This is a genomic window from Photobacterium rosenbergii (assembly GCF_003026455.1).
In the GTDB taxonomy this organism is placed as follows: Bacteria; Pseudomonadota; Gammaproteobacteria; order Enterobacterales; family Vibrionaceae; genus Photobacterium; species Photobacterium rosenbergii.
Genome location: NZ_PYMB01000018.1, coordinates 38,312 through 57,183, shown reverse-complemented (window position 1 = coordinate 57,183; position 18,872 = coordinate 38,312). Strand labels below are relative to the sequence as shown.

General features: G+C 51.0%; 16 protein-coding genes. 13 read left to right on the top strand and 3 right to left on the bottom strand.

The genetic code is table 11. The features are described 5' to 3' along the window. Positions 1–100 precede the first annotated feature (100 nt). Positions 101–619, bottom strand: a complete 519-nt coding sequence (gene fldB / locus C9J01_RS22505; RefSeq protein ID WP_107300382.1) for a flavodoxin FldB — start codon at positions 617–619, stop codon at positions 101–103. A gap of 234 nt (positions 620–853) precedes the next feature. On the opposite strand from fldB, the gene xerD reads away from it, so the two are divergent. The 8 genes from xerD (at position 854) to C9J01_RS22465 (ending at position 11,313) form a co-directional block, all read left to right on the top strand. Then, positions 854–1,750 carry a site-specific tyrosine recombinase XerD gene (gene xerD / locus C9J01_RS22500; RefSeq protein ID WP_107300381.1) on the top strand — a complete coding sequence of 299 codons (897 nt, stop codon included), beginning with the start codon at positions 854–856 and terminating at the stop codon, positions 1,748–1,750. A 199-nt stretch (positions 1,751–1,949) separates the two neighbouring features. Beyond that, the gene (gene dsbC, locus C9J01_RS22495; RefSeq protein WP_107300380.1) at positions 1,950–2,672 is read left to right on the top strand and encodes a bifunctional protein-disulfide isomerase/oxidoreductase DsbC; all 723 of its coding nucleotides are present in this window, start codon (positions 1,950–1,952) and stop codon (positions 2,670–2,672) included. 160 nt (positions 2,673–2,832) lie between these two features. Then, the gene (recJ, locus tag C9J01_RS22490; RefSeq protein WP_107300379.1) at positions 2,833–4,557 is read left to right on the top strand and encodes a single-stranded-DNA-specific exonuclease RecJ; all 1,725 of its coding nucleotides are present in this window, start codon (positions 2,833–2,835) and stop codon (positions 4,555–4,557) included. 237 nt (positions 4,558–4,794) lie between these two features. Further along, a protein-coding gene (gene prfB / locus C9J01_RS22485) for a peptide chain release factor 2 (protein WP_107300378.1) occupies positions 4,795–5,893 on the top strand; the annotation gives its coding sequence in 2 pieces (ribosomal slippage) (positions 4,795–4,869 and positions 4,871–5,893; 1,098 coding nt in all). Between the two features lie 33 nt (positions 5,894–5,926). Further along, positions 5,927–7,438, top strand: coding sequence for a lysine--tRNA ligase (lysS, locus tag C9J01_RS22480; protein WP_107300377.1), 1,512 nt, complete (start codon positions 5,927–5,929; stop codon positions 7,436–7,438). Positions 7,439–7,836: 398 nt separating this feature from the next. Further along, the gene (locus C9J01_RS22475) at positions 7,837–9,111 is read left to right on the top strand and encodes a dicarboxylate/amino acid:cation symporter (protein ID WP_107300376.1); all 1,275 of its coding nucleotides are present in this window, start codon (positions 7,837–7,839) and stop codon (positions 9,109–9,111) included. A gap of 231 nt (positions 9,112–9,342) precedes the next feature. Continuing rightward, complete coding sequence (locus C9J01_RS22470) at positions 9,343–10,677, top strand: sigma-54-dependent transcriptional regulator (RefSeq protein WP_107300375.1); 1,335 nt, start codon at positions 9,343–9,345, stop codon at positions 10,675–10,677. A 387-nt stretch (positions 10,678–11,064) separates the two neighbouring features. Beyond that, on the top strand, positions 11,065–11,313 hold the full coding sequence (locus C9J01_RS22465) for a hypothetical protein (RefSeq protein ID WP_107300374.1): 249 nt from the start codon (positions 11,065–11,067) through the stop codon (positions 11,311–11,313). Between the two features lie 255 nt (positions 11,314–11,568). Here the strand turns inward: C9J01_RS22465 and C9J01_RS22460 are convergent, their stop codons facing one another. Continuing rightward, complete coding sequence (locus C9J01_RS22460) at positions 11,569–12,603, bottom strand: NADP(H)-dependent aldo-keto reductase (protein WP_107300373.1); 1,035 nt, start codon at positions 12,601–12,603, stop codon at positions 11,569–11,571. 176 nt (positions 12,604–12,779) lie between these two features. Between C9J01_RS22460 and C9J01_RS22455 the strand changes: the two genes are divergently transcribed. Further along, entirely contained in the window at positions 12,780–13,082 is a 303-nt protein-coding gene (locus C9J01_RS22455; RefSeq protein ID WP_107300372.1) for a DUF6482 family protein, read from the top strand. 26 nt (positions 13,083–13,108) lie between these two features. On the opposite strand, the gene mutH is transcribed toward C9J01_RS22455, so the two are convergent. Continuing rightward, positions 13,109–13,777, bottom strand: a complete 669-nt coding sequence (gene mutH / locus C9J01_RS22450) for a DNA mismatch repair endonuclease MutH (RefSeq protein WP_107300371.1) — start codon at positions 13,775–13,777, stop codon at positions 13,109–13,111. A gap of 581 nt (positions 13,778–14,358) precedes the next feature. Here mutH and rppH point away from each other — a divergent pair. The 4 genes from rppH to lgt are packed head-to-tail and all read left to right on the top strand — an operon-like array spanning position 14,359 to position 18,861. Next, positions 14,359–14,877 (top strand): RNA pyrophosphohydrolase, encoded by a 519-nt coding sequence (gene rppH / locus C9J01_RS22445; RefSeq protein WP_039465987.1) that lies wholly within the window; start codon positions 14,359–14,361, stop codon positions 14,875–14,877. Between the two features lie 27 nt (positions 14,878–14,904). Continuing rightward, positions 14,905–17,160 (top strand): phosphoenolpyruvate--protein phosphotransferase, encoded by a 2,256-nt coding sequence (gene ptsP, locus C9J01_RS22440; RefSeq protein WP_107300370.1) that lies wholly within the window; start codon positions 14,905–14,907, stop codon positions 17,158–17,160. Between the two features lie 48 nt (positions 17,161–17,208). Further along, positions 17,209–18,012 carry a sulfite exporter TauE/SafE family protein gene (locus C9J01_RS22435; protein WP_107300408.1) on the top strand — a complete coding sequence of 268 codons (804 nt, stop codon included), beginning with the start codon at positions 17,209–17,211 and terminating at the stop codon, positions 18,010–18,012. 42 nt (positions 18,013–18,054) lie between these two features. Next, positions 18,055–18,861 carry a prolipoprotein diacylglyceryl transferase gene (gene lgt / locus C9J01_RS22430; protein ID WP_107300369.1) on the top strand — a complete coding sequence of 269 codons (807 nt, stop codon included), beginning with the start codon at positions 18,055–18,057 and terminating at the stop codon, positions 18,859–18,861. Positions 18,862–18,872 lie beyond the last annotated feature (11 nt).

The window sequence follows — 18,872 nt, the reverse complement described above, 5'->3', positions numbered from 1 at the left end:
AAAATGCCTTAAAGCATGTAGCAAAAAGGGATGCCTCGGCATCCCTTTTGTCTTTTTGTCTTTGTGCGCGTGCCCAGAGCAAGGTAGTACTGCGGTAGCGTTATAGCGTTTCGCTGTACTCGGTAAGGATTTGCTCGCACCAGGTGGTGATACGGTCGTCACTCAGTTCGTACTGGCTGTCTTCATCCAGTGCCAGGCCAACAAATAGCTTTCCGTCATCGGTCAAGGCCTTTGACGCTTCGAATTCATAGCCTTCGTTGGGCCAGTAGCCGACAAACTGGGCACCAGTAGGCAGCAGTTTTTCGTGCAGCATGCCCATCGCATCGAGGAACCACTCGGTGTAGCCTTCCTGATCACCAAGGCCGAACAGGGCGACAGTTTTGCCTTCCAGGCTCAGGCCGTCCAGTTGCTCCCATACGGCTTCCCAATCTTCCTGTAACTCACCGAAATCCCAGGTTGAAATACCCAGGATCAGCATGTCGTACTGGTTCATCGCAGTGATGTCTGCTTCTTTGATATTATGTAAATCAACCAGTTCGGCACCGATGCAGTCGCGGATTTTCTCCGAGGCCATTTCGGTATAGCAGGTGGTTGAGCCGTAGAATAAGCCAATCTTCATGCTGCTTGTCCAATGTGTAACGAATAAATGATAGGGGATTCTACCTAGCTTGGGCGGTCTTGACTATTTCTGAGTGATTGAGTCAGAAATTCCTGTTGCAAACAGGCTGGTTCGTTACATTTGCAGGGAAATCGTCTACCATTGAGTACTGTGTATTTATCCATGTGTTTTATGGGCAATGCTTCATGAGCTTTTGTTCATGGCCATTGGCCTGAAACGAACACCGAGGTTGTAGTGGAAAACGATGAAGTGATCATCGAGCGGTTTCTCGATGCGATGTGGATGGAGCGGGGGTTATCTGAAAATACCCTGATGTCCTACCGCAATGATCTGAAAAAGCTGGAAAACTGGCTCAAAGACCAAAGCCTGACTCTAGAAAAGGTGTCGACCGACGATCTACAGCGCTACCAGCAGTGGTTGTTTGATGCCGATTATAAACAGACGTCTCGAGCCCGGATGGCATCGGCTATCCGCCGTTTGTTCCAGTACTTGAACCGGGAAAAGATGCGTGAGGACGATCCCAGTGCCATGCTGGTTAGCCCCAAGCTACCTAAGCGCCTGCCGAAGGATATTACCGAAGAGCAGGTCGATGCCTTGCTGTCGGCTCCCGATCCCAATGATCCGATAGAGCTCCGTGACAAGGCAATGCTGGAGTTGCTCTATGCTACCGGCTTGCGTGTTACTGAGTTGGTGAGCTTGACGATGGAAAATGTCAGCCTGCGCCAAGGGGTGGTTCGCGTGATTGGTAAAGGTAATAAGGAGCGTTTGGTGCCGATGGGGGAAGATGCTATCGATTGGATTGAGCAATTCTTGCAAAGCGGCCGCCCGCAACTGCTAGGGGAGAAAAGCTCCGATGTGGTCTTTCCGAGCAAACGTGCCAAACAGATGACCCGCCAAACATTCTGGCACCGGATCAAGCATTATGCCGTCAAGGCGGGTATCGATGGCGATACCTTGTCGCCGCACGTGATGCGCCATGCCTTTGCGACCCATTTACTCAATTACGGTGCAGACCTTCGGGTCGTACAGATGCTACTCGGCCACAGCGATTTATCGACCACCCAGATCTACACCCACGTTGCGACTGAGCGGCTCAAGCAGCTTCATGAGGCGCACCATCCACGAGCTTAGGTGGGTTTGTACCAGTATTGCAATATAAGTCAGCCTGCATCTGCTTGATACTTGGGTATATACTAAAGGGGTTGAGATATTTTGCGGAATGTGAAATTTTTTTGCACTACAAGGGTCATATAGTTCACCAGTAGTGAAGGGTGCTGGCGGTATGCGTCACAGTCCGGCACAAACTTATTATTTTAAAGGAAAGAGTCGCATGCACTTTTTGGGTCGTACATTACTTGCAACCGCAGTGGCAATGACAGCCTTCACGGCATCAGCCAAGCCAGATGAAGCAGCAATTACCAGCAAGTTGAGCAAGCTGGGATTGGTGCCGGTTACTATCAGTGCTTCGCCACTACCAGGGCTCAATGAAGTCGTGACAGAGCGTGGTATTGTCTATGTTTCTGATGATGGTGGCTATTTCTTGGCGGGTCATTTGTATCAGGCAACAGGCGCCGAGCCGGTAAACCTAACCGAGCAGAAGATGGCCAAACTGAACAAGGCTAAACTGCAAGGCATGGAAGATGAGATGATCGTCTATCCTGCTAAAGACGAAAAATATGTGGTGACCGTCTTCACCGATACCAGCTGTGGCTACTGCCGCAAGCTACACAGCGAAATGCAGGCGTATAACGATGCCGGTATCACCATTCGCTACCTTGCGTTCCCGCGTGGCGGTGAGCGCTCGCGCAACTTTGGTGAAATGGGTGCCATCTGGGGAGCCAAAGACCCAGCCAAGGCGATGGATCAGGCCAAAGGAGGCACCTTCAACCCAACCGGTATCGAACAGCAGGGCGATCTGGTGATGAAGCATTACCAGTTGGGTGTTGAGATGGGCGTTTCTGGAACCCCTGCGATGATCCTAGAAGATGGCACCATGCTACCGGGTTACCAGCCAGCGCCAATGTTACGCCAGATGTTGGATAACCGTAGCTAAATTGACTTTATCTCTCGATAAATGGTCTTAAAGCCCTGGTATTACCGGGGCTTTTTTATGGCTGAATTTCTATTGCCCGCTCTGGCCCAGCGCCTATAATGGCTAGATGCGCATATGCCAAAGTCTCCTTTAACTTATCCCTGCCAAATAGATAATTCTAATGATTGAAATTAAACGCCGCCCAGAAGCCGACACCAGCCAATTTAGCGAAGCGACCCCTCCCATTTTGCAGCGGATCTATGCCGCCCGGGGGATTAGTAGCGAAGCAGAGCTAGAGCGTGGAGTGCGTGGCCTGCTGGGATATAACCAGTTGCATGGCATCGAGCCGGCGGTGACGTTGCTCAAACAGGCACTGGCTGAGCAGCGCCGTATTATCGTCGTAGGGGATTTCGATGCCGATGGGGCAACCAGTTCGGCGTTGTCGGTGCTGGCATTACGCATGCTTGGCAGCCGTAATGTCGATTACCTGGTGCCTAACCGCTTCGATGATGGTTATGGCCTGAGCCCGGAGGTGGTTGAGCAAGCTGCCGAACGGGGTGCCGAGCTGATCATGACGGTGGATAACGGTGTGTCCTCTATTTCAGGGGTGGCGGCAGCGAAAGAGCGCGGGATGCAGGTGCTGGTGACCGACCACCATTTGCCGGGGGATACCCTGCCGGAAGCGGACGCGATCGTTAACCCGAACCTGAACGAATGTGATTTTCCGTCCAAGGCGCTGTGCGGTGTGGGCGTGGCCTTTTACCTGATGCTGGCTGTTCGGGCATCGCTGCGCGAGGACAACTGGTTTGCCGAGCAGGGTTTGCCAGAACCTAACTTGGCCGAGCTATTAGATTTGGTTGCCTTGGGAACAGTGGCTGATGTCGTGGCATTGGACGGCAACAACCGAATTTTGGTCCACCAGGGTCTGCAGCGCATCCGCGCGGGTAAGTGCCGGCCTGGGATCCGCGCCTTGATTGAAGTGGCTAACCGCGATCCAGCTCGTTTGGTGGCAACGGATTTGGGGTTTGCCTTGGGGCCGAGGATCAATGCTGCCGGGCGATTGGACGATATGTCCTTTGGGGTTGAGTTGTTACTGTGTGACAACATCCAGGCCGCGCGCCGGATGGCGACCGAGCTGGATGCCTTGAACCAAACCCGTAAGGAAATCGAACAGGGTATGAAGGAGGAAGCGGTCGCGATTTGCGAGCGCCTCAAGTTCAACCAGCAGGATATGCCTTATGGTTTAGCCCTGTTCCAGCGTGATTGGCACCAAGGGGTCATAGGTATTCTGGCTTCGAGGATCAAGGAGCAGTACCACCGCCCAGTCATTGCCTTTGCTGATGCGGGAAATGGTGAAATTAAAGGGTCGTGCCGCTCGATCCCCGGCTTGCACATGCGGGATGTCCTTGATCTGATAGATACCCAGAATCCGGGGATGATCCTCAAGTTTGGTGGCCACGCCATGGCGGCAGGGTTGACCATTCCCGAACCCAAGCTCGAGGCATTCAGCCAAGCATTTGACCAAGCCGTGCGCGCCGAACTCGACGAAGATGCCTTGCGTGGCGTATTGCTCAGCGATGGCGAGTTGATGCCACAGGAGCTCAACTTGCAGACGGCAGAAGTACTGCGTGCCGGTGGGCCATGGGGACAGCAGTTCCCTGAGCCAATGTTCGATGGCCGGTTTCGATTACTGCACCAGAAATTGGTGGGCAGCAAGCACCTGAAGATGATGCTCGAGCCGCTGGCTGGTGGTAGCGTGATTGATGCGATTGCCTTTAATGTGGATGTCCGCCGTTGGCCGGATGCCTCGGTTCAGCAAGTAGAGTTGGCCTACCGCCTTGATGTCAACGAGTTCCGCGGCAACCGCAGTGCCCAGTTGCTGGTAGAGCACATCACAGCGCTTTAGCCTGTTCTCGGCCGTTTTTAACCCGAGATCTCATTTGATCTGGCAGGCCAAATAGGCTTTGTCAGTCCTCCTGTGACGGGGATGCTTACTGAAATATGGCTTCTCTGTTACCGGCGGCTTTTTTGTGATCGGGTTAATAAAATAAATTCACCGTTTCCCTTCCCTTTTCCCTGTATATTCTATCTACAATTCGATAGAATCCTCCGGTTATGTCCATTTCGGCTATGAAGAGTGGCAATGTTCGAGATTAATCCTATTAAAAACCGACTTGAGGATGTATCAGCGCGTACTGACATCCTTAGGGGGTACCTTTGACTATGATGCCAAGAAAGAGCGTCTAGAAGAGGTCAATGCAGAATTAGAGCAACCTGATGTATGGAATGAGCCAGAGCGCGCACAGGCGCTGGGCAAAGAGCGTTCATCATTAGAAGCGATTGTTGATACCATCGATCAGTTGGACCAAGGCGTTGAAGACGTTGAAGGTCTGCTGGAACTGGCGGTGGAAGAAGAAGACCAAGAGACGTTCGACGAGATTGAACCAGAACTCGCTGAGCTAGAGGGCAAACTGGCCAAGCTTGAGTTCCGTCGTATGTTTTCTGGCGATCACGATAGCTCTGACTGCTACATCGACCTGCAGGCAGGTTCGGGCGGTACAGAAGCACAGGACTGGACATCGATGATGCTCCGCATGTACCTGCGCTGGGCAGAAGCCAAAGGCTTCAAGACCGAAGTGATCGAAGTATCAGAAGGTGATGTGGCTGGCCTGAAGTCGGCAACAGTCCGTATCAGCGGTGAGTACGCTTACGGCTGGTTACGTACCGAAACCGGTGTACACCGCCTAGTACGTAAGTCACCATTTGATTCAGGCGGCCGCCGCCATACGTCTTTCTCTTCTGCGTTTATCTACCCGGAAGTGGACGATAATATCGATATCGATATTAACCCTTCTGATCTGCGTATTGACGTATACCGTGCCTCGGGTGCCGGTGGTCAGCACGTTAACACCACCGAATCGGCGGTACGTATTACCCACGTACCAACCAATACCGTGGTGCAGTGTCAGAACGACCGTTCTCAGCACAAGAACAAAGATCAGGCGATGAAGCAGTTGAAAGCAAAACTGTTCGAGCTTGAGATGCAAAAGCAGAATGCTGAGAAGCAGGCCAACGAAGACGCCAAGTCTGACATTGGCTGGGGTAGCCAGATCCGTTCTTACGTGCTGGATGACTCCCGTATTAAAGATTTACGTACCGGGGTGGAAAATCGTAACACCCAGGCCGTACTTGACGGCGATTTAGACCGTTTTATTGAAGCCAGCCTGAAATCAGGTCTGTAACCGACTCCGGTTAAAACATTTAAGGGTTAACCCATGACTGATCAATTACAAGATGAGAATAAGCTGATTGCTGAACGTCGCGCGAAATTGGATAAAATCCGCGAAAAATGCAAGGCAAACGGCCACCCGAATGATTTCCGTCGCGATAGCCTAGCGGCAGATCTGCAGGCTAAATACGGCGAGCTAAGCAAAGAAGAGCTTGCTGAAGCCGGTCACGTAGTGGCAATTGCTGGCCGTATCATGGCTAAGCGTGGTCCATTCCTGGCTATCCAAGACGTTTCTGGCCGCATTCAGGCATACGCCGACAAGAATGTTCAGAAAGAGCTGAAAGAGAAATACGCTGGCCTTGATATCGGTGACATCATCGGTGTTAAAGGTGCCCTGCACAAGTCAGGCAAGGGTGATCTTTACGTGAACATGGACGAGTACGAGCTGCTAACCAAAGCACTGCGTCCTCTACCAGAGAAGTTCCACGGTCTGACTGACCAGGAAATGCGTTACCGTCAGCGTTACGTTGACCTGATCGTGAACGACGATTCTCGCAACGCGTTCATCATCCGTTCTAAACTGGTAGCGGCAATCCGTAACTTCATGATGTCGAAAGGCTACCTTGAAGTTGAAACGCCAATGATGCACGTGATCCCTGGCGGTGCGACGGCGCGTCCGTTCATCACCCGTCACAATGCGCTGGATATCGATATGTACCTGCGTGTTGCTCCTGAGCTATACCTGAAGCGTTTGGTTGTGGGTGGTTTCGACCGTGTTTTCGAGATCAACCGTAACTTCCGTAACGAAGGCCTATCGCCTCGCCACAACCCAGAATTCACCATGATGGAATTCTATCAGGCATACGCGGACTACAAAGATCTGATGGATCTGACCGAAGAAATGCTGAGCACGGTAGCAATGGATGTACTGGGTTCAACCTCGATGCCTTACGGTGACGAGACGGTTGAGTTCGGTGGCACTTACGCACGCATGAGCATGTTCGAGGCGATCAAACACTACAACCCGAACCACGAGCAAATCCAGGCCCTAACAGAAGAAGATCTGCAGAACCGTGAGCTGATGGTGTCTATCGCCAAGTCTGTTCACGTTGAAGTGGAAGATTTCTGGACCTGTGGTCAGCTGCTTGAGGAAATCTTCGGTGAGACGGCTGAGCCTAAACTGATCCAGCCAACCTTCATCACTGGCTACCCAGCGGACATCTCACCACTGGCTCGCCGTAGCGATGACAACCCGTTCTTCACAGACCGTTTCGAGTTCTTCATCGGTGGCCGTGAAGTGGCGAATGGCTTCTCTGAGCTTAACGATGCAGAAGATCAGGACGCACGTTTCAAGGCACAGGTTGAAGCGAAAGACGCAGGTGATGACGAAGCTATGTTCTACGATGCAGACTATATCACTGCGCTAGAGCACGGCTTGCCGCCAACAGCTGGTCAAGGTATCGGTATCGACCGCCTGGCAATGCTGTTTACCAATACTCACACGATCCGTGACGTGCTGTTGTTCCCGGCAATGCGCCCGCAGAACAACAACGCATAAGCCTCGCTTATCGTGATTGATGAAGCCACCCTACGGGGTGGCTTTTTTTTGGTTTCCAATAATAAAATCGGTGGAAAAATGTTCATATAATGAATTTTTGGATGTGACAAAGCACACGTTTTACGTAATTGATAACCTTGTAGGCAAAGCAATAAGTCGCCACACATTCTGCTATTCATATTGTGAATAAGTTGCCGTTTTGCTTGGGGTTTGGTGTTTTGTTTTGTGTTTTTAATTTTATGTTAGTGATTGATTTTGTGTTTCAACTGTAGCTAAATTGTAAAAATTGTTCTTTTAAGTTTGTCTTGGCTGTGTAAAATGACGCCCAATCTCGCGATAGACAGCGGGAATAGGAAGTAAACAGAGTTTTTACAAGCACAACAGACTGGAGATGGACGATGAAGAAATCGCTATCAGGAAAGATATTTACAGGCTTGTTTGCCGGCCTGATCCTCGGTACGGCAATTCAGTACCTGTTTAACGGCGTGACCTTGATGGATACTTATGTGCTCGGCCTAGCGGAAGGTGCTGGCGGCATGTTTGTTTCACTGATCAAACTCTTGGTTGTTCCTTTGGTGTACGTGTCGATTGTGTGCGGCATCGTTGAACTGAAAGACATCACTGCATTTGGTCGCCTTGGTGGTAAAACTTTTGCTCTATACATTATCAATACCATTATCGCGATTACGGCGGCCTTGACCATAGGTATGATTTTCCAGCCGGGCGCGGGTGCGAACTTGGCAGGGACAGTGACAGAGTCAGTGCAACTGACCACGACCGAAACGCCGGATATTTTCTCGCTGATTGTTAACATCGTACCAAGCAACCCGGTGCAAGCTTTTGCTAACGGCGACATGCTGCAGATCATCTTCATGGCTATTCTGACAGGCTTGGCTATCCAGGCGCTGGATACCCGTGGCGGCCCCGCGATCAAAACGTTCAAAATGGCCAACGAAGTGATGATGAAACTGGTTGGTCTGGTAATGAGCCTAGCGCCATTTGGTGTGTTTGCCCTGATGATCCAGTTGGGTGCGACATTGGATGCTAATACCCTGATGTCGGTTGCCGGTTATGTGGCGTTGGTTGTATCGATGCTGGTGTTCTGGATTTTCTTCTTCTACCCAATGATGGTTGGCCTAACAACAGGTATCAAACCAAGTGCGTTCCTGCGCCATACCCGCGAGCAAATTCTGTTCTCGCTATCTACTGCAAGCTCGAATGCAACCATTCCGGTCACTATGCGTACCCTGACTGACAAGATTGGCGTATCCAAGTCGGTAGCGGGCTTTGGTGTTCCATTGGGCGCGACCATGAACATGTCTGGGGTTTCTATCTACATCGCATTGGCCACTCTGTTCGTAGCGAATGCGTTCGGCCAGCCAATCAACAGCGCTGATATCTTTACCCTTGGCCTGACTATCCTGCTACTTTCAATCGGTGCTGGTGGCGTACCAGGCGGCGGTGTGGTAATGGTTGGTGTACTCCTTCACCAACTAGGCCTACCACCTGAAGGTTTGGCGATCATTGCTGCGGTTGACCGAATCAATGATATGTTCTGTACCAGTTCAAACGTTGTTGGTGACACTGCTGTAAACACCATTGTTGCCAAGTCAGAGAATGAGATTGGTACAGCAGAAACAGAGGCCCAGGGTGAACAGGTGACTGTTAGCTAACGCTTTGTTGTAAAAGTATGAAATATGAAAGCGCCTGCGGGCGCTTTTTTTATTTGCGTCCAAAATTTCTTCCATCCGCCAGACTTGACTACAATTTTAATATTAAATTAATTGCGCATTAGTTAAATCGTGGTAGTTAGCTGGCGGCGGCCTTGCCGTTAACAAGGGGTATCTTTGCGCTGGGTATGACTTATCAGCTAACAGGCTTGCTCTGGCCGGAAGGGATTGCAGATGAAAAGAATACAGGGAAACAACGCTGTCTTGGGAACATTGGTGATATTGGGGGGAGGGACCCCAACATGGATCAAGGTGCTGGAGAAAGCGGGCTGGGCTTGCCATCGCTGTTACGATCTCCGGGCGGCAGAGTCACTGATGTTGGAACTTGGGCCGTGTATTGGTGTTGTTGATCTCACCCGTGATGATTTTAGCCTGCAGGGGGTTGCTGGACTGGTCAACCGCAATAAGCAGGTGCGTTGGTTAGCGTTGGTACAGGAGCGACAATTAGCCCATGATTCTATCTGCCAGTTCATTGTGAATTTCTGTATTGATTATTTCACCGATCCAGTGCCTGAATCCCAACTGCTTGATACGATCGGGCACCAATTAGGTATGCTCCATCTTGAGCACCGGGTGTGGCCACAACTTGGCGTGTTTGGCCAATCCGGCTTGCAAGGAGAGCAGGCGGCGATGAAAAAGTTGCGCAACCACGTGAAGCGCATCGCAATGGCTGATGTGCCTGTCCTGGTTCAGGGGGAAATCGGTACCGGTAAAGAATTGGTTGCCCAGGCAATCCATCAAGCCTCCACTCGGGGCAAAGGGGCGTTTGTCAGCGTCAATTGCGAATCCCTACCTGAGAGTTGGATGGTCGAAACCAGTACAGGCAAGCCTGAACAATGTTGCCTTGAAGCCGCCGATGGTGGCGTGCTGTTTTTGGATGAAATTACCCAGCTTGATCTTCCTCGCCAGCAAGAATTGGTTCGTCTGCTTGAAGATGAGGCCTTTATAACCGAAACGGGCCGAAAGGTCTCGGCAGATATCAGGTTGATAGTCTCTACCCGTTATAGCCAAGAAGAGTTGTTGGAATCTGGACTTCTGAGTGAGGAGCTCTATTTCCGCCTCAATGCCCTTGGTGTGATGGTACCGGCCCTGCGCGAGCGGGGTGAGGATATCGTGTTGTTGGCTGAGTTTTTTATGCTGAAATTTGCCCGCCAATACAACAGCCCAGTCAAACAACTCTCACCGGAAGCAGGCCAGTTGTTAGCCAGTTATTCATGGCCTGGTAATGTCAGGGAGATGATTGGCCATATCAAGAGGGCGATATTGTTGGCCGATGACAAGGTGCTTGAAGCGGATCATCTCGATTTGCCAAGGATCATGGATGACAAGCAGAGCCTGAAGAAAATCCGGGCGGACTCTGAACGGGGGGCGATCCTCGCTGTGCTTGAAAACAACAAGGGCCAGATTTCAGCTGCCGCGAGGGAGCTTGGCGTATCAAGGGCAACCATGTACCGGTTACTCAATAAGCATGATCTTGTTCCGCCGCCCAAGCACTTTCGCCAAGGCTGAGCCGGAGCCTTGCTCTGCCATTTATCTCTATGTAGGTAATTCATTCATATTTCATTGCTATCTGGGGATAAATGCAGGAGATTGTTGTTTTTATCGCCAGCGGCAAGGTAAGTGGTTGTTTTGTAATCACGGCTTGTTACAATAAACCCATATTTCACATCTTCATAACTTATTACCGGAGGAACTGATATGCAAAGTAGTATCTTGATGTCGCACACCTGTTCATTCGGTGATACCTGCGCCAAACCAAATCATTAACGGCAATCCGCTGTGTAAATGGGCCGCGGATTTCTGTCGCGGCTAGTTAAGTTTTGCTTATGTTGTCAGCCTGAACGGCAGGATCTGTGTCCCTCTTATTAACTATTAAATTAATTGGAGAGCACTATTATGCGCCACTCAGTCTATTTACGCCTTGCAGTCTTTCTTGTTCAACTCGATGTCAAACGTGAGGACGCGCTATGGCGGCGAGAACACCGTCGTATTCAAATCAACTTGCCATATCACCTATCAGAGCACTTGCTCAAAGATATGGGGATAGATAAAGACCACCGTATCTCCCAAGATCTCTTGGCGACATCAGCTGGTCGTAAGGTGCGTCATTTGAGACGGGAATACAAATCTAGACTTGTCACGTAACGCTTCCCCCCGTAAATCGCTTGCGGGGGGAAGGAAATATGACCAACTGTTAGCAACAGGTATCAGCCGTCACGGCTTGTAACATTTACCAACGCTTTGCGACGAATGTGGCCTAGAGCCCATGTGGAGGGTTAGGTAAAGTAGCCGGGCATCAACAAAGGTGTCTACCTAAGTTGGTTGAGCTAATGTTTTTCGGCCCCCGTATTACGGGGGCTTTTTTTTGTCTTTAGTTTGCTGTTGAGAACGATGGTTGGCCTACGGGCAAGGGTTGGAGTATTGGGTTCCGACTTCTTGGAGATCCTGCAGAGCGTCTTCGGTCAACGTGACATCTAGGCTGTCGATGTTGGCGTTAAGCTGCTCAAGGGTCGTCGCCCCGATGATATTGCTGGCAACAAAGGGGCGCTGGTTGACGAAGGCCAATGCCATTTGGGCCGGATCCAGCCCATGTTTGTGTGCAACGTTGACATAGGCTTCGGTAGCAGCAATGCCCTGCGGCTTGAAATAACGTGAGAAACGCTCGAACAAGGTACAGCGTGCGCCTTCTGGACGAGCGCCATTGAGGTATTTACCACTGAGGGTACCGAATGCGAGCGGTGAGTAGGCTAGTAGTTCGACCCCTTCGTGGTGGCTGATTTCCGATAGTCCCACTTCAAAGCTGCGGTTGAGCAGGTTATAGGGGTTCTGGATAGTGACAACCCGTGGCAAATTGTGTTTTTCTGCCAGGCGCAGGAACGACATCACGCCCCACGGGGTCTCGTTGGACAGGCCGATATAGCGGATTTTCCCAGCCCGGACCAATTCGTCCAATGCGGCAAGCGAGTCGGTCAGGGTGACCCCGGAATGATCTTCCTGGTATTGGTAGTTGAGTTGGCCGAAGCAGTTGGTTTCGCGCTGTGGCCAGTGAATTTGGTACAGGTCGATATAGTCGGTTTGCAACCTATTGAGGCTAGCTTCAACGGCATCATGGATATTGCGCCGGTCGAGAGCCATCTCAGGCCGGATATACGGCGTATTCCGCGGCCCCGCCACTTTAGTCGCCAGCACCACTTTGTCCCTATTGCCGGTCTTTTTCAACCAGTTACCGATATAGGTCTCAGTTAACCCTTGGCTTTTAGCATTGGGGGGAACGGGATACATTTCTGCGGTATCGATAAAGTTGATCCCGCGTTCAAAAGCCAAATCAAGTTGGCTATGGGCCTCTTGCTCGTTGTTCTGTTCACCGAAGGTCATGGTACCGAGGCAGATTTTGCTGACCTCAAGGTTCGAGTGTGGGATCTTGTGGTATTTCATTAGCCCTCCTTGGACTCAGCAGATGTTCTTTTTTCGACTATAGCGCGAGTTCAATAGTGTGAGAAGTCCCACAACACCCTACCGAGTCTCTATCCTGACCTTGCTGGGAGGATGATTGTGACCAATAGTTAAGCTGTATTGGGCTGTTTTATTGGGTAATGTTGGGGAGAGGCGAAATGAAGCTGTCACAGCTTAAGCACTGGACAAAAGCAGGTAACGGGGCCATCCCTGCGTGTATCCTGACGAGTTATGCTGGTTGCTCCGATTACTTGATAGAGGTCGAGTATAAACATCACCTTGAGCCGCTAAAGACCGATGGCGGCGAGATGGTCAAGTTCCAGTCGATTGAACAGGCGGGGGATCTATTACGGCCTCTTGGGATCACCAGTGTGACCCTCAGGGTTATCGATCCCTATGATGAGTTCTCGCCGGATGGCCAGGTAAGTAGCTGCCGGGAAGATATGACAATCGCACTTTAGGGAAGATTTAAAGAATCAGCCGTTGGCTAAAGGATAAAATACTTTTCCAGCAGGCCTGCCGTAAACTGGGTCTTGAGGTAGAAGCCTCGCGGCAGGGTTTTGATCGGCTGGCCATTGGCACCATAGGCTTCTGTCAGCGCTTTGCTGTTGGCCGCTTTCGGGCGTAACTGTAGCACTTCGCCGTGACGCGCTGTGATTTGTTCAACCTGGCCTAGCACTATCATATCCATCAATTCTTCCCAATCTTGCCGGAGTTGCTGTTCTTCCTCTGGCGATGGGCTCCATAACAGTGGCGAGCCGACATGGCGATCAGCTAAAGGAATATCCCGTTCACCTTCAACCGGGATCCACAGTACACGGGCAAGTTTGTGGCGGATATGGCTGTTTTCCCAGCGTAAGCCGTGTAACCCAATCAGAGGGGCAACACAGACAAAAGTCGTTTCTAACGGCTTGCCATGATACCCCACCGGAATTGTCTTGAGCTCAATGCCAAGTTCGGCAAAGTCGGGTACCGGCTTGCTGCCGGCTGTGGCGCCAAGGTGCCATTCAAGCAGTTGCCCCACCCAGCCTTTATCACGTCGAAGATCGGCGGGAACGGTGATATTTGCCATGTGCGCCAGCTCACCGAGGGTCATCCCGGCCAGTGCATTGGCTCGCGTCAATAGTTCCTGTTCTGTCTTCGGCGTCGGTTGCATGGTGTCTACCTTGTTAATGGCAGGCGATCCTACCATAGCTGCATCCGAGGATCCTATTATCTAGTTATCCACAGCTAAATGGGCGAAAAAACTTTATTTGGTTGAATATGTGTTTTTATACAGGGGTTGGTTGCTAATTTGACCAGTTGTGTGATGGTTTTTTGAGTGGTTGCTGCTTTTTGATGTGGATAAAATGATGGCTGGTTGATCTTTGACCGATCTAAAGTTGTGGCAGAAATGATCTTGTCACAATTGAGTGTGAACATTAATTAAATTGTAATTAAGCTATGTTTATAAAGGTTTTTTTATTGGGTTGAGGTGGTTTTTTATGACATGCCTACTATCAAGTATGGAACAGTAACCCGCTGGATTGACGGCTTCTTCACAATTCTATCCACAGAAATCGTGTATAAATGTGGGCTGGGTCTCATTGTGGTGTTTATAAAGTAGCCAGAAGTCAAAAGTTATCCAGATTATGAGGCTTGGCTAGGAAAATAGAAGGATAAATAACAATGTTTGTTTACCCATTGGGTTGTCTGTGAAAAAATCACTATTAATAGAGATTTAATTGAGGTCGTCCAGTGATTGATGGCGATGGGTACCGCCCAAATGTGGGTATTGTGATCTGTAATAGCCATGGCCAAGTATTCTGGGCTCGACGATATGGACAACATTCCTGGCAGTTTCCGCAAGGTGGTATAGACGAGGGTGAGACGCCTGAACAAGCTATGTACCGGGAACTCTACGAGGAAGTAGGGCTAACCAAGAAGGATGTACGTATTGTGGCGTCAAGCCGCCATTGGCTTCGCTACAAGTTACCCAAGCGACTGGTGCGCTGGGATTCTAAGCCAGTTTGTATCGGGCAAAAGCAGAAATGGTTTCTGCTCAGTCTAGAGTGCGATGAGTCAAAGGTGAACATGCAGCGTGGCAGCACACCTGAATTCGATGGTTGGCGTTGGGTCAGCTATTGGTATCCGGTGCGTCAGGTTGTGTCCTTCAAGCGAGATGTTTATCGCAGAGCATTAAAAGAATTTGCTGCCATAGCCATGCCTTTTAAAGAGCGCAAAGAACGAAAAAAGCGCCGGGGCAAACGCGGCTAGGCCAGTTGGTAGGGAGCGGGGCGGATTATGCTGACGCAACTAAGAGAAATTGTTGAAAAGGTGGCGACTGCCCCGAGTCTGCTTGATGCCCTGGAACAACTGGTGATCAGCACCTGCAAGGCAATGAAAACCGAGTGTTGTTCGGTGTACATTGCTGATCAGCAGCGACAGCGTTTTACCTTGATGGCAACCAAGGGGCTAAGAAAGCCCCACCGTCATGTCGGCCTGCCTTTTGGGCAGGGCCTTGTGGGGTTGGTTGCCGATAGGGCCGAACCAATCAATGTCGCCGACGCGCGGCATCACCCCCATTTCAAACATCTTCCCGGGATCGGGGAAGAATCTTTCAGTTCCTTTTTTGGTACCCCTATTATTCACCAGCGCCAGGTCTTGGGTGTTTTGGTTATCCAGCAGCGTGAGCAGCGCGAGTTCGATGAAAGCGAAGAGTCGTTTATGGTTACCCTGGCGGCGCAGTTGGCAGTGTTGCTGGCCCATGCCAAAGCGCAGGGGATGTGGCCGGATCAACATAACGGCTTGCATTTGGTCGGTTCGGCGGCATCGACCGGTGTCGCGGTTGCCCGTGCTTGGTGGGATGATAATCAACCTCGGTTAGAGTTGGTCTCCCCTGCCTCCTGTTTGGATCGGGAGGAAGAGCAAGAACGGCTGAGTATTGCCATCGAACTGGCGAGTGCTGAATTCCGTCGCCTGCGCAAGCGCTTCGATAGTGAGTTGCACAAGGAAACGCTGGCAATTTTCGACTTGTTTAGTCACCTGCTCAATGATCCTATGCTGCGCAAGGATCTGTTCCACAAAATCGCGGGTGGTGACTTGGCAGAGTGGGCGATTCGCCAAGTGGTCGAAACCTATTCTGCCCGTTTTGCCAATATGGAAGATGCCTATCTCAAAGAACGGGCACAAGATATCCGTGAGCTCGGCCAGCGCCTGCTGTTCTTTTTGGCTAATGAAGAAGTTACCGAGCATGCTTGGGATGAACCGGTGGTGTTGCTGACCCGCGAGTTGACTGCGGCCATGCTAGCCAGTGTGCCACGCGATAAATTGGCTGCCGTCGTTTCTCAAGAAGGGGCGGCTAACTCCCATGCTGCGATACTCTCAAGGGCGCTTGGGATCCCTGCGGTCATGGGCGTTGATTTTGTACCGGAGAAAATTCATAACAGTCAGGTTATTGTTGATGGCTACCGGGGCGATCTTCTGGTCAACCCAAACCGCCATGTGCTGGCTGAATACCTCCGCCTACAGAAGGAAGAGCAAGAACTAGCCGCTGTGGTTGAGACCGGACTGGATAAACCGGCGGCGACGCTGGATAACGAGCGGATCAATATTTTCCTCAATGCCGGTCTCAGTGCCGATACCAGTATCGCAGTTAACCGAGGTGTTGATGGCGTGGGTTTGTACCGTACAGAGGTGCCTTTCTTGCTGCAGCGTAGTTTCCCTTCTGAGGAAGAGCAAACCCAGCAATACCAGTCGATCCTCGAAACCTACTGCGGTAAACCGGTGGTGATGCGAACCTTGGATATTGGTGGGGATAAACCCTTGCCATACCTGGCGATTGAAGAGGACAACCCGTTCCTTGGCTGGCGCGGGATCCGCTTTACCCTCGATCATCCAGAAATCTTTTTGATCCAAGTTCGGGCGATGCTCAAGGCGAGTATTGGCCATGACAACATGGATATCCTGCTGCCGATGATTTCCGGTATTGCTGAGTTGGACGAGTCACTGACCCTGATTGAGCGGGCCTATACCGAGGTGGCGAAAACAGCTGCCGAGCAGGGTTATACACTGCGTAGGCCGCGTATCGGGATCATGATTGAAGTCCCTTCCATCCTCTACCAGTTACCGGTCTTGAAAGGGCGGGTGGACTACATTTCTGTTGGTAGCAATGACTTAACCCAATATTTGTTGGCTGTTGACCGGAACAATTCGCGGGTTGCCGGTGTCTATGATGCACTGCATCCGTCAGTGATCCATGCGCTCAAGCATATTATTGACGTGAGCCAGCAGTTGCAATTGCCAGTCAGTGTCTGCGGTGAGTTAGCCGGTGATCCTATTGGTGCCTTGTTACTGGTGGGGATGGGTTACCGTTCACTGAGTATGAATACCCGTAATGTAGCCAAGATAAAATATATGCTGCGCCATGTATCGGTGAGTGATATGCAGCAGTTGGCGGATTTCGCCCTGTCGGCAACCTATGCCGATGAAGTGCGGCGCAATACGATTGAGTTTGTTGATGGCCATGGTTTGGGCGGTTTTATCCGTGCTGGTAAGTAGCCTTGTTGTGTTGTCATTGGTGTGAGTAGTATGGCCGACATTTTGTCTATGTATGGCAGTGAACTGTGGGTGTTCGGCTATTGCCTGGTGCTTGGCGCGGTGGTCGGTATTTTAGCAGGTTTGCTGGGTATCGGCGGTGGTTTGCTGGTTGTACCTGCACTGGTCTGGTTGCTGCCGAAAGCCGGTATCGAAGCGGGTTTGGTGATGCATATTGCGCTGGGGACGTCCCTTGCCAGCATAGTGCTGACATCAGGTTCTTCGGCCCGAAATCACTTTCGGCTCGGCAATGTAGATTTGACCATTGTGCGCAGCTTGGCGCCAGGTGTTGTCATTGGTGGGTTGGGTGGCAGTTTTGTTGCTGAGTTGGTGCCTTCCTCGATGCTGCCGAAAATCTTTGCCATTATTGTTTTATTGCTGGCCACGCAAATGCTGTTGTCGATGCGGTTTAGCGGTAAGCATGATTTACCTGGTGGTCTGGGAACATTCTGCTCAGGCGGTGTGATTGGTGTAGTGTCCAGTTTAGCCGGTATTGGTGGTGGCTCTTTGACTGTGCCATACCTCAATTGGCATGGGGTTGAAATGCGACGGGCTATCGGTTGTGCTTCGTTTTCCGGCGCACTGATTGCTATTGCGGGGATGACCGGATTTGTCCTGGCTGGAGTAGGGGAGCAGGCTTTACCACCGATGAGCTTGGGCTATGTCTATTTACCTGCATTGCTCGGGATTGTGCTGGTCTCGATGCAGACCACCCGGTTTGGTGCAGCTTGGGTGAGCCATTTACCAACGCCAGTACTTAAGAAAATATTTGCGATTTTTTTACTGTTTGTCAGTATCAAAATGTTTATGGGGTAGTCATCATAGGCATATTGCCTGTGAAGTATAGAGATAAAATTGATGAGCCAAGGTTATTTAACGTTTCCGAATATTGATCCGGTGTTGATTGAAATCGGGCCGTTAGCCATCCGCTGGTATGGCATGATGTATTTATTGGGGTTTGTATTTGCCATGTGGCTGGCTAATCGCCGGGCTGATAAGCCAGGTAGTGGCTGGACCCGCGAGCAGGTCAGTGACTTGTTGTTTGCTGGCTTCCTCGGCGTCGTGCTGGGTGGCCGTATAGGTTACGTGCTGTTCTACAACTTCCCACTGTTTTTGGATAATCCGCTGTACTTGTTCAAGGTATGGACCGGCGGTATGTCGTTCCATGGCGGCTTGCTCGGTGTGATTGCAGCAATGTTCTGGTATGCCTACAAGAACAACCGCACCTTCTTTAATGTTGCCGACTTTATTGCGCCGTTGGTGCCATTCGGGTTGGGGGTTGGCCGGTTGGGCAACTTCATCAATGGTGAGCTATGGGGAAGGGTAACTGACTCGCCATGGGGAATGGTCTTTCCGACGGGAGGCCCGTTGCCACGCCATCCCTCTCAGTTGTACGAGTTCTTCCTTGAAGGCCTGGTGCTGATGATCATCCTCAATGTGTTCATCCGTAAGCCTCGCCCAGCCGGTGCGGCCTCAGGCTTGTTCCTATTCGGTTATGGCAGCTTCCGCTTTATCGTCGAGTACTTCCGCGAACCGGATGCACACCTTGGCTTGTTCGGCGGCTGGATCAGCATGGGACAGATCCTGTCACTGCCAATGGTCATTGGTGGCGCCCTGATGATGCTGTGGGCCTACAAGTGCCAGCCAAAGGGCAAGACAGCCTAATTCCAAACAAA

What these genes read in the sequence shown, in the direction of transcription:
- fldB (WP_107300382.1), bottom strand. Translation starts at nt 619, where the DNA reads ATGAAGATTGGCTTATTCTACGGCTCAACCACCTGCTATACCGAAATG.
- dsbC (WP_107300380.1), top strand. Translation starts at nt 1,950, where the DNA reads ATGCACTTTTTGGGTCGTACATTACTTGCAACCGCAGTGGCAATGACA.
- recJ (WP_107300379.1), top strand. Translation starts at nt 2,833, where the DNA reads ATGATTGAAATTAAACGCCGCCCAGAAGCCGACACCAGCCAATTTAGC.
- lysS (WP_107300377.1), top strand. Translation starts at nt 5,927, where the DNA reads ATGACTGATCAATTACAAGATGAGAATAAGCTGATTGCTGAACGTCGC.
- C9J01_RS22475 (WP_107300376.1), top strand. Translation starts at nt 7,837, where the DNA reads ATGAAGAAATCGCTATCAGGAAAGATATTTACAGGCTTGTTTGCCGGC.
- C9J01_RS22470 (WP_107300375.1), top strand. Translation starts at nt 9,343, where the DNA reads ATGAAAAGAATACAGGGAAACAACGCTGTCTTGGGAACATTGGTGATA.
- C9J01_RS22465 (WP_107300374.1), top strand. Translation starts at nt 11,065, where the DNA reads ATGCGCCACTCAGTCTATTTACGCCTTGCAGTCTTTCTTGTTCAACTC.
- C9J01_RS22460 (WP_107300373.1), bottom strand. Translation starts at nt 12,603, where the DNA reads ATGAAATACCACAAGATCCCACACTCGAACCTTGAGGTCAGCAAAATC.
- C9J01_RS22455 (WP_107300372.1), top strand. Translation starts at nt 12,780, where the DNA reads ATGAAGCTGTCACAGCTTAAGCACTGGACAAAAGCAGGTAACGGGGCC.
- mutH (WP_107300371.1), bottom strand. Translation starts at nt 13,777, where the DNA reads ATGCAACCGACGCCGAAGACAGAACAGGAACTATTGACGCGAGCCAAT.
- ptsP (WP_107300370.1), top strand. Translation starts at nt 14,905, where the DNA reads ATGCTGACGCAACTAAGAGAAATTGTTGAAAAGGTGGCGACTGCCCCG.
- C9J01_RS22435 (WP_107300408.1), top strand. Translation starts at nt 17,209, where the DNA reads ATGTATGGCAGTGAACTGTGGGTGTTCGGCTATTGCCTGGTGCTTGGC.
- lgt (WP_107300369.1), top strand. Translation starts at nt 18,055, where the DNA reads ATGAGCCAAGGTTATTTAACGTTTCCGAATATTGATCCGGTGTTGATT.